This is a genomic window from Tistrella mobilis KA081020-065, assembly GCF_000264455.2.
GTDB classification, from domain to species: domain Bacteria; phylum Pseudomonadota; class Alphaproteobacteria; order Tistrellales; family Tistrellaceae; genus Tistrella; species Tistrella mobilis.
In genome coordinates this window covers 2135736-2150834 of record NC_017956.1, presented here as the reverse complement: position 1 = coordinate 2150834, position 15099 = coordinate 2135736, and the positions used below count along the sequence as shown (strand labels likewise).

The 15099-nt window shown below is 67.1% G+C and carries 12 protein-coding genes and 1 tRNA gene; 9 read left to right on the top strand and 4 right to left on the bottom strand.

Annotated features, from left to right (window positions below):
* Positions 1-20 precede the first annotated feature (20 nt).
* Positions 21-1811, top strand: a complete 1791-nt coding sequence (gene recJ / locus TMO_RS09760) for a single-stranded-DNA-specific exonuclease RecJ (RefSeq protein ID WP_014745457.1) — start codon at positions 21-23, stop codon at positions 1809-1811.
* Between the two features lie 30 nt (positions 1812-1841).
* On the opposite strand, the gene TMO_RS09755 is transcribed toward recJ, so the two are convergent.
* The 3 genes from TMO_RS09755 to TMO_RS09745 are packed head-to-tail and all read right to left on the bottom strand — an operon-like array spanning position 1842 to position 4569.
* Positions 1842-2630, bottom strand: coding sequence for an ABC transporter ATP-binding protein (locus TMO_RS09755; RefSeq protein WP_014745456.1), 789 nt, complete (start codon positions 2628-2630; stop codon positions 1842-1844).
* Entirely contained in the window at positions 2624-3625 is a 1002-nt protein-coding gene (locus TMO_RS09750) for a FecCD family ABC transporter permease (protein WP_041605907.1), read from the bottom strand. The genes TMO_RS09755 and TMO_RS09750 overlap by 7 nt, the downstream gene beginning before the upstream one ends.
* 5 nt (positions 3626-3630) lie before the next feature.
* A complete protein-coding gene (locus tag TMO_RS09745; protein ID WP_145978106.1) occupies positions 3631-4569 on the bottom strand; it encodes an ABC transporter substrate-binding protein in 939 nt (312 codons plus the stop codon).
* Between the two features lie 206 nt (positions 4570-4775).
* On the opposite strand from TMO_RS09745, the gene TMO_RS09740 reads away from it, so the two are divergent.
* The 8 genes from TMO_RS09740 to TMO_RS29340 all read left to right on the top strand — a co-directional run bounded on the left by TMO_RS09740 (position 4776) and on the right by TMO_RS29340 (position 14247).
* Positions 4776-4850, top strand: a tRNA-Glu gene (locus TMO_RS09740).
* 335 nt (positions 4851-5185) lie between these two features.
* Positions 5186-5914, top strand: coding sequence for a hypothetical protein (locus TMO_RS09735; protein ID WP_014745453.1), 729 nt, complete (start codon positions 5186-5188; stop codon positions 5912-5914).
* A 272-nt stretch (positions 5915-6186) separates the two neighbouring features.
* Positions 6187-6558: a GNAT family N-acetyltransferase gene (locus TMO_RS09730; RefSeq protein WP_014745452.1), complete on the top strand. Its 372-nt coding sequence runs from the start codon at positions 6187-6189 to the stop codon at positions 6556-6558.
* 138 nt (positions 6559-6696) lie between these two features.
* Entirely contained in the window at positions 6697-6897 is a 201-nt protein-coding gene (locus TMO_RS09725; protein ID WP_014745450.1) for a SlyX family protein, read from the top strand.
* Positions 6898-7325: 428 nt separating this feature from the next.
* Entirely contained in the window at positions 7326-9257 is a 1932-nt protein-coding gene (locus tag TMO_RS09720; protein WP_014745449.1) for a serine protein kinase, read from the top strand.
* 97 nt (positions 9258-9354) lie between these two features.
* Positions 9355-10638 carry a sporulation protein YhbH gene (gene yhbH / locus TMO_RS09715; protein WP_014745448.1) on the top strand — a complete coding sequence of 428 codons (1284 nt, stop codon included), beginning with the start codon at positions 9355-9357 and terminating at the stop codon, positions 10636-10638.
* 69 nt (positions 10639-10707) lie between these two features.
* Positions 10708-12162 (top strand): SpoVR family protein, encoded by a 1455-nt coding sequence (locus tag TMO_RS09710; RefSeq protein WP_014745447.1) that lies wholly within the window; start codon positions 10708-10710, stop codon positions 12160-12162.
* 282 nt (positions 12163-12444) lie between these two features.
* Entirely contained in the window at positions 12445-14247 is a 1803-nt protein-coding gene (locus tag TMO_RS29340; RefSeq protein ID WP_014745446.1) for a PAS domain-containing hybrid sensor histidine kinase/response regulator, read from the top strand.
* A gap of 18 nt (positions 14248-14265) precedes the next feature.
* Here the strand turns inward: TMO_RS29340 and TMO_RS09700 are convergent, their stop codons facing one another.
* Positions 14266-14853 carry a class I SAM-dependent methyltransferase gene (locus TMO_RS09700; RefSeq protein ID WP_014745445.1) on the bottom strand — a complete coding sequence of 196 codons (588 nt, stop codon included), beginning with the start codon at positions 14851-14853 and terminating at the stop codon, positions 14266-14268.
* Positions 14854-15099: the final 246 nt, after the last annotated feature.

The window sequence follows — 15099 nt, the reverse complement described above, 5'->3', positions numbered from 1 at the left end:
CCGGAGTATCGAACCTGCCCATGGACGTTCTGCTCCGTGATGCCGCGGTTCTCGGCGTCGAACGCTCGCTTGGCGGACGACGTTGGGAAACGCGGCTCGCCGATCAGCGCCTGGGATTGGCCCTTGCCCAGCGCCTGGGCCTGCCCGAGATCGTCGGGCGGGTCCTGGCGGGGCGCGGGGTCGGCCTGGACGATGCCGACGATTTCCTGAACCCCAGCCTGCGTGTCGCACTGCCCGATCCGTCGCATCTGCGCGATATGGACCGGGCCGTCGATCGTCTGGCTGCGGCGATCGCCGCGCGTGAGCCGATCGCGGTCTTCGGCGATTACGATGTCGACGGCGCCACCTCCACCGCACTCGTCACCCGGTTTCTGCGCGGGATCGGCGTGCCGGTGGTGGTCTATATTCCCGACCGGATGACCGAGGGCTATGGCCCCAACGCCGCGGCCATGACCGCGCTCGCCGCCCGTGGCGTGCGGGTGGTGGTGACGGTCGACTGCGGCACCACGGCATTCGCCGCCCTCGAGGCCGCACGGGCCGCCCATCTCGATGTGGTGGTCGTCGATCATCATATCGGCGAGCCGGAACTGCCAGCGGCCCTCGCCGTGGTCAATCCCAACCGTTTCGACGAAACCAGCCCCCATGGCCAGATGGCCGCGGTGGGCGTCGCCTTTCTGCTGCTGGTGGGGCTCAACCGGGCCCTGCGTGACGGCGGCGTGTATGACAGACTGGGCGTCAAGCCGCCCGATCTGATGGGACTGCTGGATCTCGTGGCGCTGGGCACCGTCTGCGACGTCGTGCCGCTGACCGGTGTCAACCGGGCCTTCGTCGCTCAGGGCATCAAGGTCTTGGCCCGGCGCCGCAACACCGGGCTGGCGCGACTGGCCGACATCGCCCGTCTGGACGAGGCACCCGAAGCCTATCATCTGGGCTATGTGCTGGGGCCCCGGATCAATGCCGGCGGCCGTGTCGGTCAGGCCGATCTGGGCGCGCGCCTTCTCGGCACCGACGATCCCGACGAGGCTACCGGCATCGCCATGGAACTCGACCGGCTGAACACCGAACGCCGCGAGATCGAGGCGGCGGTCGAGGCCGAAGCGCTCGAGGCCGCCGAACGCCAGGCCGATGCACCCTTCATCCTGGTCGCGGGCGACGGCTGGCATCCGGGCGTGATCGGCATCGTCGCGGGGCGGATCAAGGAACGCTTCCATCGCCCGGTCTTCGTGGTCGCGGTCGATAGCACCACCGGCATCGGCAAGGGCTCCGGCCGATCTGTACCCGGCGTTGATCTGGGGTCCGCCGTGACGGCCGCGCGTCAGGCCGGGCTGCTGGTCAATGGCGGCGGCCATGCCATGGCGGCCGGGCTGACGGTCGAGGTGGCGCAGCTGGTCGATCTGCATGCCTTCCTGGCCGAACGCATCGTCGCCCAGACCGGCGGCGAGCCGCCGGCCCCGCGGCTGGGCCTGGATGGCGTGCTGGCGGTCGGCGGGGCCACCACCGATCTGGTCTCGGTGCTGGAGCGTATCGGCCCATTCGGGACCGGCAATGCCCAGCCGCGCTTCGCGTTGTCGGGCGTGCGGATCCTGAAGGCGGATGTCGTCGGCCAGGGGCATATCCGGGTGATCATGGGCGCCGAGGATGGCTCGCGGCTGAAGGGCATGGCCTTCCGTGCGGCCGACAATGCCATCGGCAGCGCGCTGCTTCAGGCGCGCGGTATGCCTTTGCATGTGGCGGGCGGCCTCAGGCGCGATCGCTGGCAGGGCCGCGACGACGTTCAGATGTTCATCGACGACGTGGCGGCCGCCCGCTGACGCCGCCGGCCTGTTGCGGCGTTCTGGCCGTCAGAGGCGGGCGGTCGGCAGCGGCACCCGCCGGCCGTCGATCTCCACCCGCGTGACCGAAACGCCATAGGCGCGGGCGAGGGCGGCATCGTCGAGCGCCGTCTCGGGCGGGCCATCGGCCAGGACCCGCCCCTCGCCCAGCAGGATCGCCCGGTCGGCGAAGCGGGCGGCAAGCGCCAGATCGTGCAGAACCACCACCACGACCCGTCCCTGGGCCGCGAGCTCCCGCAGCAGCGCCATGACCTCCAGCTGATGGGCCGGGTCGAGCCCGGCCAGCGGCTCGTCGGCAAGGATGACCCGCGGCTCGCCGGCGAGCACGCGGGCGAGATGGGCGCGCATCCGCTCTCCGCCCGACAGATGATCGATCCGCCGGTCGCGAAAGCCGGTCATGCCGGTGCGGGCGAGCGCGGCTTCGACCGCCGCTGCGTCGGCGCGCGGATCCAGGCTGCCGAAGGCGCCGCGATGGGGCAGGCGGCCGAGCCGGGCGAGGGCTGCGACGCTCAGCGGCCAATGGCATTCCGGCTGCTGTTCCAGATAGCCCATCACCCGCGCCCGGGCACGGTCGCCCAGACGGGCGAGGGGTTCGTCGTCCAGCCGGACCTCGCCCGTGGCCGGCGCAAGCAGCCCGGCCAGGATCGCGAGCAGGGTCGATTTGCCGGCCCCGTTCGGACCGACCAGGGCGATGAGGCCGCCGGCCGGCAAAGTGAGGGTAACCCGGTCCAGAATGGTCCGATCGCCCAGCACGGCGCGGACATCCGCAAGGTCGAGGGTCGGCATGGCACTCACCATGAGCCACGCTCCACCCGTGCCCGGGTCAGCAGGATGTGCAGGAAGACCGGTGCGCCGATCAGCGCGGTGGCGACGCCGACGCGGATTTCGGTGCCGTCGCCGATCAGCCGGCCGGCAAGATCGGCCAGCGGCAGCAGGACCGCGCCGCCCGCCATGCTTGCCGGCACCAGCCGGCCGGGGCGATGGCCGACGAAGGGCCTGAGGGCATGGGGCACGATCAGTCCGACGAAGCCGATGCCGCCGGCAACGGCGGTGGCCGATCCGACCCCGATCGCGGTCGCCGCCACCACCTGCAGGCGCAGCCGGCCAAGGCGCACGCCCATCGAACGGGCGGTGCGCTCTCCCAGCCCCAGGGCATCGAGCCCGGCGCCGCAGCCGGTGAGCAGCAGCAGAGAGACGGCCGCGAAGGGTGCGAGCAGTCCGGCATCGGCAAGCGTGCGATCGGCAACCGATCCGATCAGCCAGTCGACCATTTCCAGCGTCGCATAGGGGCTGGGGGCGAAAGTGAGGGCAAGCGAGACGAAGGCGGTGGCGAGGGCGCCGACGCCCACGCCCGCCAGGATCAGCGACAGCCCGCCGCCGCGGCCGAGCGCCAGCACCAGTGCCAGGCCGATGGCGGCGCCGGCAAGACCGGCTGCAGCCGGTGCCGGGCCGTCAAGGACGCCGGCATGGCCGAAATAGATCGCGGTCACGGCGCCCAGCGCCGCGGTCGACGAGGCGCCGAGGGTGGAGGGCTCTGCCAGCGGGTTGCGGGTCAGGCCCTGAAGTGCGGCCCCGCAGGCGCCCAGCACCGCGCCGATCATCATCGCGATCAGGGTGCGCGGCAGGCGCAGCTCCAGCATCACGATTTCGGAGGCGGTGGAGGGGGCATCGACGCCGAGCAGCACCCGCGGATCGGGGGCGATCCAACCCGACGGGCCATAACCGAGCGAGACCCAGCCCACGATCAGGGGCAGGACAATCAGCAGGATCCAGGTCACCCGGCGGATCGCCATGTCGCTCACGAGGCGTCTCCTTCGGGTGCGCCGCCGGCTTCCGGTGTAATTGGTGGTTTTGCCGACAGCCGCTCGGCTACGGGCAGCAGGGCTTCGGCGATGTCGAGGGCGTCGGGCAGCCCGCAGACCAGAAGATTGCCGGGCACGCGGATCATTTCGGGCGCCGTCTCGCCCAATGCCGCCAGACGGGCGAGGGCGGGGTGGCGGGGCAGGCGGTGGACCAGGGCCGGTGCGGCCCCGGGCATGCTCTCGATCAGGATCGCCTCGGGCCGGGCGCGGATCGCGGCTTCCAGCTCCACCCGCCAGTCACCACCACGGCGGGCACGCCCGGCCGGGTCGAACCGATGCTCAAGAATGTTGTCGAAACCGCCCATCACCAGCATGGCATGGGCAAGCCCGCCGGGACCCACCATGCTGCCATCCGCGCGCAGCATCAGCGCGCGGGGACGGCGGGGCAGCGTGGCTGCCCGTGCGGTCAGCATGGCGGCGCGCGCTTCCAGCCGGGCGACTTCTGCATCTGCACGGCTGCGGGCCTCGGGGCCCAGCAGGTCGCCGGCGCGCAGCAGGCCGTCTCGGATCATGTCGACGCTGGCGGCGGGGCGGAAGCGTTCGACCCGTGTCCCCAGCCGCTCCAGGGCGGCTGCTGCTGCCGTGGCGCCGAACCGGCCGGCCAGAACCAGATCGGGCTCCAGGGCATGCACCGTCTCGGCCGAGGCGGCCACCTGGGGAACGGTCGCCGCACGTGCGGCCTCGACCGACAGCTTCGGATCGCGCGACAGCGGGCCGACCCCGGCGATCTGGCCGGGGTCGGCCAGACGCAGCAGCAGCTGATCGGTGCAGAGATTGATCGACACCACCCGCATCGGCCCCTCCGCCGCATCCGCGGATGCGGTGAGCACCAGGAGCGCCAGCACGGCACCGGTCATGGCTCGGCGAAGGAACAAGGTCGGGCGCTGATCCGCTGGGGTGGAAGGTCGCGAATGGTGGCGCAAGCCCCGCCTGAGTGCAAGCCGGAGAGCGGCCGCGTACCCGCCTTGCGATCTCTCTTCGTAAAATGCTTGACGCAGCGCCCGACGCCGAATATGTGTACGCCCCGTGGACGGCAGCGGCGCCCTGAGGCACCGCAGACCGGCCACGAAGGCAAGGCTCAGCCCCTATCGTCTAGAGGTTAGGACACCGCTCTTTCAAGGCGGAGACACGGGTTCAATTCCCGTTGGGGGTGCCACTTTCCTGCATTCTGATGAATGTGTTTCCGTAGGTCGGTCCGGGTTCGGGCCGGCTTTTTTTGCGTTTTGCCTCATGGGGTCTCACGGCCGGGATCCGGACGTTGTCGCCTGCGGGCACCCGCTCATCCGCTCCTGATCACCGCACTTGCCCCGACCTCGCCACTTGACCCGCCGGGCCCGACGCGGTCTTAGTATGGCCCGAGCGCGGGAGCGTGGCCGAAAGACGCCGCGCCTGGCGCCGCGGTCGGTACCGGCCGGTGGCGATCGCGGTGAGGAACTGCGACGGCTGCCGGTCTGACACCCATAGCGGACGCTGACGAGGAACGAAGACGGCATGTCACTGGGGCTGAACGCCGGCCGCCGCCGCGAAAAGCGGCGCCGGCGGATGATGATGCTGAAATGGCTGGCGGGGCTGGCGATCATTGCCGGTGCGGGCGCCTATGCCTATCGCACCGGCGCGATGCTGGCCGAAGGCGAGGTCCGGCGACTGGAACAGTCCGTCGCCGACCTGAATGTCAGGCTTTCGGAACTGGGCGCCGAGAATGCCCGCCTGCGCGAAGCGCGTGAAAGCGCGTTGATCGAGGTGGAACAGTGGCGCCAGCGCTATCAGAAGGATGTCCCGACGGGGCAGCTGGCCGAGATCCTGACCCGCGCGCAGAGCCGGATGGCCGACGGGGTGAAGCCCGAGCGGCTGAATTTCGTGATCGGCGCGGTCAGCAACGAGCGGCGCTGCGAGGGGGGGCCGGTCACCAAGCGCTTCATTCTGCCGACTCCGCTGTCGACCGGTAGCAATGATGCGGTGACCTTCGCCGATGGGCTGATCACCGTCACCGGCCGGGGCGAGACCTCGGTCAACGACAAGGGCGATCGCGAGGCCTGGTTCGATCCGTCGCAGCCGGTGACGCTGCGCTTCATCGAGATCGGCGGTCGGGCGACCGAGGCGACCGGCACCCTGCCGTTGCAGCACAGCATGGTGATCGGTGACCGCGAATACCGCTTTGCGATCCGGGCCAGCAATCGCAGCTTCGTCGAGGTGTCGTCCGACGTCTGCGCCTATCCCTGAGCGGGTCCGTTCACCTCTGCGGTACCGTCATCGAACGATCATCCGGCGGTCATGGCCGCGACATGCGCCCGGGGCATGCTCTGCCCCGGCTTCCGCGGCGACCAGATGGTCGGGCGGAAGCGGCGATTGCATTCACGGAAAGGCCGACCTTCGCCCCGGGCTCGCCCCGGGCTTTTTTTTTACGTCGGCGCCGGGGTCCGGGCCCTTGCTCCGGATCAGGGGACATGCCAACGTCCAAACCTTGAAATCCGACCAGCTCCGGAGATGAGAGGATGATCCGCGCGGGTTGGCGGCCGCTCACGGCTGCAGATCTCGACCGTTTGAACGAGATTGCCGATGCGGTGCATCTCGATTTCCCGGAACGTGCAGAGGTTCCGGCCGAGCGGCTGCGCCTGTTTCCGGCCGGCTGCTTCGCCGCGATCGCCGATGACCGGATGGTCGGTTATGCGGTGACCCATCCCTGGATCGACCGCCGGCCGCCGGCATTGGACAGCCTGCTGGGCGCGATCCCCGGCGACGCCGACTGCCTGTATATTCACGACGTGGCCCTGCTGCCCGCGGCGCGGGGGCGGGGCTCGCCCGACAGCTTGTGGGGATGCTGGACCGGCTGGCCCGCGATTATGGCTTGCCGCGTCTGGCATTGACGGCCGTCGGCGGGTCGGCACCCGGATGGGCCGCGATGGGTTTCAGGGCGCGTGATGTGGCGCCGGGCTCGGCGCTTGCCGTGAAGCTCGCCAGCTATGAAGCCGATGCCCGCTATATGACCCGGGAGCCGGACACCCATGGATGACCGCCTGATCGCCATCGAAGAACGCATGGCCCATCTGGAGCGCATGCTGGACGAGGCTTCGGCCGAGATCCTGCGCCAGGACCGGCTGATCGACGGGCTGGTCCGGCGGATCCAGCGGCTTGAAGCCCGGCTTGCAGACGTCGCGGCTGGTATGGATGACGGGCCCGAGCCGGGCGCACCCTTCATGCCCTGATGCATACCCGGATCCACAAGTCGATCGGGGGCGGGCAAATTTTTGTCGGGTCATCGGGGCGCGGCGGAATGCCGCAGTGCGGCCGGATTTCCGTGGCCTGCGCGGGGGCGGAGCCGGCCGGCGGTGTGGCCGCAGGGCGATTTCTTCTTGAAGCCTGCGTGTCCGGGCAACAAGTGATTCATATCGGAGCCTGAATGAACCCGCATCGCTCCGGTCCGGATGGCGTACGGCAGGGCCGTTCGGGAACCGATCGCGGCTCTGAACCGCGACATGCGCGATAGACCTTCACGTCTGCCGTCGTTCGGCGATCAGGGTGACCCTTATCCGGCCGCATGGGCCGGTCGATCCGACGTCGGCGGACGCGAACCGGACGCAAGGGCTCTGGCTGGCCCCCGCGGCAATCGCTTCAACGGACGGGAAGGGCGATCATGGAGCAGCCCAAAACCTCTTTCGCCAGTCTGATCGAGAAGGACCGCGAGGAACGCACCTCGCAGGACTGGTCCGGCACTTTTCTGGAATATCTGGAAAAGGTCCGGGACAATCCCGAGATCACCAAACTGGCGCATGCCCGCATTTACGACATGATCATGAAAAAGGGCGTGGATCTGGTCGGCGGTGCCGACGACCCGCGCCTGCAGCGCCTGTTCGGAGACGAGCCGGTGAAGACCTATCGGTTCTTCTCCGACGAGTTCTTCGGCATGGAACGCACCATCCAGCAGTTCGTGCGCTATTTCCATTCCGCCGCCCTGCAGGGCGAGGAAAGCCGGCAGGTGCTCTATCTGATGGGCCCGGTCGGCTCGGGGAAAAGTTCGCTGGTCGAACGGCTGGAACGCGGGCTGGAGGAAGCCCCGCCCATCTACGCCATCGACGGCTGCCCGATCCGCGAGGAGCCGTTGCATCTGATTCCCCGCCATCTGCGCCGGGAATTCGAGAAGATGCTCAACGTCCGCATCGACGGCGATCTCTGCCCGATCTGCCGCTGGCGGCTGAAGGAGGAGTTCAACGGCCGGTATGAAGAGATGCCGGTCAGGACCGTTTCGATTTCCAAGCGCGCCCGGCGCGGCATCGCGGTCGTACCGCCGGTCGATCCCAACAACCAGGACACGTCGGTCCTGATCGGGTCTGAAGACATCTCGAAACTCGATCGCTTCTCCGAGGGAGATCCGCGGGTTCTGGACCTGAACGGCGCCTTCGACGCCGGCAATCGCGGCATCGTCGAGTTCATCGAGGTCTTCAAGAACGAGACCGAATATCTCCACGCCATCCTGACCGCGACCCAGGAGAAATTCGTGCCCGCCCCCGGGCGGCACGGCACGGTTTATGTCGATGAATGCATCGTCGCCCACTCGAACGAGGCCGAGTGGCAGAAGTTCAAATCCGACCACACCAACGAGGCGATCCTGGATCGTATCGTGATGATCCGGGTGCCCTACAATCTCAGGCTCTCGGAAGAGGTGAAGATCTATTCGAAGATCCTGGGCAAATCGGGCTATCGCCATCACATCGCGCCGCACACGCTGGAAGTGGCGGCCATGTTCGCGATCCTGTCGCGGCTGGCGCCGACGCCCAAATGCGATCTGATGACCAAGCTCAGGCTTTATAACGGCGAGGAGGTGGTCGAGAAGGGCCGGGCGAAGAAGATCGATGTCGACGAACTGCGCGACGAGGCGATTTCCGAAGGCATGAGCGGCATTTCCACCCGTTTCATCGTCAAGGCGGTGGACAATGCCCTTGCCGACAGCCCCGACGGCATCACGCCGATCCATATCCGCGAGGCGCTGATCGCCATGGTCAAAGGGAGTGAAATGCCCGACGACCGGCGCAAGCATTATCTGGAGCTGCTGCAGGACACCATCCACAAGGCCTATCTGGAGATCCTGGAGAAGGAGATCACCCGCGCCTTTGTGTATGCCTATGAGGAACAGGCCGAGACCCTGTTCCAGAATTACCTCGATCATGCCGAAGCCTATATCAACCGCACCAAGGTCAAGGACCGCAACACGCGGGAGGAGTTGCAGCCCGACGAGGCTTTCCTGAAATCGATCGAAGAGCAGATCGCGATCATCGGCACCGCGGCCGAAGGCTTCCGGCAGGAGGTCATCGCCTATCTCTGGGCAGCCACCCGCCGCGGCGAGAAGGTGCATTATTCGTCCTATGAGCCGCTCAAGGATGCGATCGAGCGCAAGCTGACCAATTCCGTGCGCGACATCAGCCGCATCATCACCAAGGCCCGGACCCGCGACGAGGATCAGCGGGAGAAGTACGACCAGCTGGTCAAGAACCTGCTGGGCAATGGCTACAACAGCTATTCGGCCGACGTGGTGCTGAAATACGCCGCCAACAATCTCTGGAAGGATTGAGGCGGGCGGCGGTCCGATCCAGCAGATCGCGATCGGCCGGCGGGCCCGTTCCGGGCCTCGCCGGCCGATCGCGGCAGCAGAGGGATGGCAGAGCTGCATGGCGACGATTTTCCGGGACTATGCCCAGAGCGAAGGCCTGCGCAGTGATCGCAGCGCCGGTGACCGCCAGCGGCATCGTGACAAGGTCCGCCGGGCGATCCGCGACAACATCGCCGATCTGGTCGCTGAGGAGGCGATCATCGGCCAGTCGCGGGAGAAGACGATCAAGGTGCCGATCCGCGGCATCAAGGAATACCGCTTCATCTTCGGTGACAACCAGGGCGGCGTCGGCCAGGGCGATGGCGATACCGCCGAAGGCCAGGTGGTCGGCAAGGCAGGCGACGGTCAGGGCAAGCCCGGCCAGGGCCCAGCCGGCGACCAGGCCGGCCGCGACGTCTACGAGACCGAGATCACGCTCGACGAGCTGATCCAGATCATGTTCGAGGATCTGGAACTGCCCGACATGGAGCGGCGCAAGCTGCGCGAGGTGATTTCGGAGCGCACCCACCGCCGCAAGGGCTATCGCAAGAGCGGCATCCGCGTTCACATGTCGAAACGGCGGACGGCCATCGCCCGCGTCCGCCGGCGGATGGCGACCGGCATGCCGCCCGTTTCGGATCCTGATCTCGATGCAGCCGAGGATATCGAAGACGAACTGCCAGAGGATGAGATGGCGGATGAAGACGGTGGAACCGTCGCCGGTACCCGCTTCCGCTTCCGCAAGGACGATCTGCGCTATCACCGTATCCGCCCGCAGGTGGAACCCGAAAGCAATGCCGTGGTGATCTGCATCATGGATACCTCGGGCTCCATGGATACGATGAAGAAGTATCTGGCACGGAGCTTCTTTTTCATGCTCTATCAGTTCGTGCGCACCAAATACGACACGGTCGAAATCGTGTTCGTTGCTCATGATGCGGTGGCGCGCGAGGTGAACGAGCATGATTTCTTCCATCGTGGCGAAAGTGGCGGTACGCTGATTTCCAGTGGCTACGAAAAGGCCCTGGAGATCATTCGCGAGCGCTATCATCCGTCGCTGTGGAACATCTATTCCTTCCATTGTTCGGATGGCGACAACTTCCCGTCGGACAATGACCGGACGGTCGCGGCCGCGAACGAGCTGTGCGAGGTGTCGAACCTGTTCGGCTATGGCGAGATCAAACCCAATGCCTGGCGGTTTCGCGATGCCACGATGCTGGATGTCTTCCGCCGCGTGACTGCGCCGAATTTCCACATGCTGTCGATCGAGCGGAAGGAGGATGTCTGGCCGGCCTTCCGGGCCTTCCTGACCAAGGAGAAACGCCCGGAGGAGGCACCGGCCGAGGCGGCCGCGGGCGCCTGACGGCGCATCCGCCATGCCTCGCCCCGTTATTCCCCGTCTCGTCGGACATGACCGGGAGGGCCTGCCCCCATGGGCATGAGCTGGACCATGCGCGATCTGGAAGAATGGGATGCGCGCATCCGCGACAAGGTCGCGGAATATGAACTCGATTGCTATGACCAGGAATTCGAGATCTGTGACCGTGACCAGATGATCGGCTTCATGGCCTATCACGGCATGCCGTCGCACTATCCACACTGGTCGTTCGGCAAATCCTATGAACGCCAGCGCACGCTCAACGACCTGGGCGTGGCCGGCCTGCCCTATGAAATGGTGATCAACAGCAGCCCGAGCATCGCCTATCTGATGCGCGACAACTCGCTGTGCCTGCAGATCCTGACCATGGCCCATGTCTATGGCCATAACGATTTCTTCAAAAACAATTTTTACTTTGCCCGCGGCACCCGCGCCGAACTGATCCTGGGCCAGGTGAAGATGCATGCCGATCGGGTGCGCAGCTATGTCGAGGACCCCTCGATCGGGCTGGAGGCGGTGGAGAAGATTCTGGATGCCGCCCATGCGCTGTCGTTCAACATCGGCCGCAACCCGGCCGTGCCGCGGCTGTCGCCGGCCGAACAGCGCGCCCGGGCGCTGGACCGGGCGACGGGTACGCCCGACCCCTATGCTGCGATCCATGCCCGCAAACGTCTGGACGAGGCGGCGACAAACGCTGATCTGGAACGGCTGCCGCTGGATCCGGACCCCGACCTGCTGCTGTTCATTCGCGACCACGGCGCCTATCTGGCCGACTGGCAGCGCGATCTGATCGGTATCGTGGACGAGGAAGCGCGCTACTTTCTGCCCCAGATGGAAACCAAGATCATGAACGAGGGCTGGGCCAGCTTCTGGCACCGCGCGATCATGAACACGTTGGGGCTGCCGCCCGACATCCACATGGAATTCCTGGTCCGCCACAATCAGGTGGTGCGGCGCATCCCGGGCGACGTGAACCCCTATTGCCTGGGGCTCGCGATCTGGGACAGGCTGGTGGCCGAGGAAGAGGGGCCCTGGGATCCGCGGCGCGCCCTGCCGGCAGCGCCTGCGGCCGCCACCCGGCAGAAGCTGTTCCAGATCCGCGAAAGCGAGCGGGATGCCAGCTTCCTGCGGCGCTTCCTGGACGAGGAGCTGATGCGCGATCAGGACCTGTTCGCCTATGAACCGCGCGGCAATGATCTGGTGGTGGCGAAAGTGTCGAATGAAAGCGGCTGGCGCGAGGTGCGCGACCGGCTGATCCGCCAGACCGGCACCAATGCCATGCCGATGATCCGGGTGCTCGACGGCGATTACGGCCGCAGCCGCGGGCTGCTGCTGGAACACGTCCATGACGGCCGGGATCTGCAGCTGGGTTATGCGGAGAAGACCCTGGATCACGTCTACACACTTTGGGGTCGAGAGGTGCACCTCAAGACAACGGTGAATCGCGAGACGGTGATTCTAAGTCGCGGAAGCGACGGGTTCCGCACGAGGGTGGTTCGCGACGAGTGACCTTATGTTGACAAGCTGCATCATTGGTGGTTGAGTCCATCGTCGACTTCGCTCCGACAGCGAACAAGAACACCGGGAAAGCGATCAGGACGGGCCCGATGGTGTCTTCATCACCATGGGGCCCGATACCGTGGTCGAAGCGGCGTAACCGTCTCCGGCGATGGCCGGAGGGGGTGGCGGGTCAAGAGGTTCGACGACGTGGCCTGGGGAGGCGTGCAGTTTTCGCGCGAGCCGTCAGAGACCGGCATGCCCGCCGATGCGGGGCAGCCGGAGGGGGCATCTGTGTCTCCGGTTCTGCCTGCAGCGCCGGTTTTGACCTTGCCGGCCACCGCCTGTGCCGGGCTTGAGCCCGCACTCATCGCCGCGGCCCTGTTGTTTGCGGGCGTCGGCATCTGCGCAGGTCTTCATCTGAGCGGTATCGTGCAGCTGCCCGGGGCGGCCCTTGGCGGCGGCCTTCTGTTGCTTGCGGTCGCCGGTGCACTGGTCGCGGGCGGGCTGTGGTGGCGCTCCAGGCGGATCTCGTCGTCGCCGCGCCATCTGATCGACGGAACCGGGCTTCTCTGGGACCGGACGAATGACGGCGTGGTCCTGTTCGATGCCGCGGCGCGGGTGATCGGATGGAATGGCGGCGCCGCCCGGATGACCGGGCTGGATGCCGGCCGGGTGGGGGGCTACACCATCCATCATGTTCTGGCGGGCGAGGATCTGCCGCGGCGGCTGGAGGCGATCCGGGATCAGGTGATGGAGACCGGCAGCTGGCGCGGTGCCCTTGATTTCCGCCGTCCCGACGGTGCGATCGGGCGGTGCGAGACCCTCGTCATGCGCCTCGCCTCGCCCCAGAGCGGCGGCGCCGTATCGATGATCGCGATTGCGCGCGACGTTACCGACCAGACCGAGGCGGAGCGGGCGGCCGATCTGAGGGACCGGCGGCTGAAGGCCCTGATCGAGAACGTGCTGGACGTGGTTCTGGTGCTGGAGCGCGACGGCAGCGTCGCCTTTGCGAGCCCCAGCACGCGGCGGGTTCTGGGGCGGGCACCGGGAGAGGTGGCGGGGACCGCCTTTGCAGCACTGCTCCATCCCGAAGATCGCAGCCGCGTCGCCGAAGTCTATCGCGCGGCTCTTGCAGACCCTGGTGTGACCGCCGTGCTGGAATTCCGCCTCCGGCATTCGCTGGGGCACTGGGTGACGGTGGAGGCGATCGGCCGCAGCCGGATCGAAGACCCGGCGGTGGGCGGTGTGGTGGTCAATCTGCGGGATGTGACCGGCCGCAAGCGGGTGGAAGTGGCGCTCAGGGCCGCCAAGGAACAGGCTGAGTCGGCCAACCGGATCAAGTCGCAGTTCCTGGCCAATATCAGCCACGAGCTGCGCACCCCGCTGAATGCGGTGATCGGGTTTTCAGAAGTCCTGACGGCGGGTTATGCCGGAGATCTCAGCGCCAAGCAGAGGGAATATGTCGAGGATATCCGGGTATCGGGCCAGCACCTGCTGTCGCTGATCAACGATATTCTGGATCTGTCCAAGGCCGAGGCCGGCAAGCTGGAACTGGTCGAGGAACAGGTGGTGGTCGACGCGCTGATCGGCCAGGCGGTCGGCATGCTGCGGGAACGGGCCGAGGTGGCAGGCATCAGCGTGTGTTCCGAGGTTTCGCCGGGCCTGCCCGTCCTTTCCGGCGACGGCCGCAAGATCAAGCAGATCGTGCTCAACCTTCTGTCCAATGCGATCAAGTTCACGCCTGCCGGTGGACGGGTCACGATAACGGCCGGCCGCGTCAGCGATGGCGGGTTGCGCATCGTGGTGGCGGATACCGGGATCGGCATGTCCCGCGACGAGCTGGAGGTGGCGCTGGAGGCCTTCGGTCAGGTCGACAGCAAGCTGAACCGGCGGTTCGACGGCACGGGGCTTGGCCTGCCGCTGGCCCGGATGCTGGCCGAACTCCATGGCGGCTCGCTGACACTCGACAGCGAAAAGAATATCGGCACCACGGCGACACTGCTGCTGCCGGCCGCGCGGTTGGGCGGTGCCGTCGGGATGGGAGCCGCTGCCGGCGGCTGCCCGCCGGATCGTGCAGCGGCGGGACCGTCTTGATATCGGCCGCGTCCGGCGTCAGCCGGTCAGCAGATCCGGATGGCGGCGATAGGTCCAGACCGAGGCCGGCCAGAGATTGAACGGTACGAAACGCGTGCGGCGGCCGTCTACCCGGGTCCGGTCGAAGGGCACCGGGCTGTCATACCAGTAGGTGAACTGAACGAAGCGGCCGGCGGCCGGTCGGGCGAGGTCGAGGGCGTCTTCCAGCAGCCGTGTCCGCAGGGCATCGGGCCGGCCACGGAGCGGCAGACCCGAGACCACGCCTGCAATCTGCGGTTCGGCACCACCGCCGATTTCGGTGGTGATCAGCCGGCGCATGTCGAAGGCCGAGCCGTTGAGCACGGTGGCCTGCGGAAACATGCGGCGGACATGGTCGGCAAAGCTGGGGTTGAGTTCGATCAGGATCAGGCGATCTTCCGGAATGCCGCGGTCGAGCAGCGCCCGGGTCACGACGCCCGTGCCGGGGCCCAGTTCGACCACCGGCCCGTCGGCCGCGGGGTCGATCTCGGCGGCCATGGCGGCGGCGAGGGCGCGGCTCGAAGGTTGCTGGGCTCCCGTGCGGAGAGGGGCGCGTAGGAATTCACGCAGAAAGAGGCTGTCGGCCATATATCGCCATCCGTTCATGCGCGCGCGCCCCGCGGCTGGAACGGCCCGACCGGGGCGGGTGCTGGTTCATCTGAAACGTCATCTTCCTTTATAGGAAGCCGACGGATGCACCCGGGTGATAAGGCGAGGACAACTGCATGGCCTTGTTGGGACATGCGGTGCCGTGCACGGAAGAAGCACATCCGCCTTCATCATAGACATGAAGCTGATCTGCGATCCATGGTTGATGAGATCATGGTGCCGGCC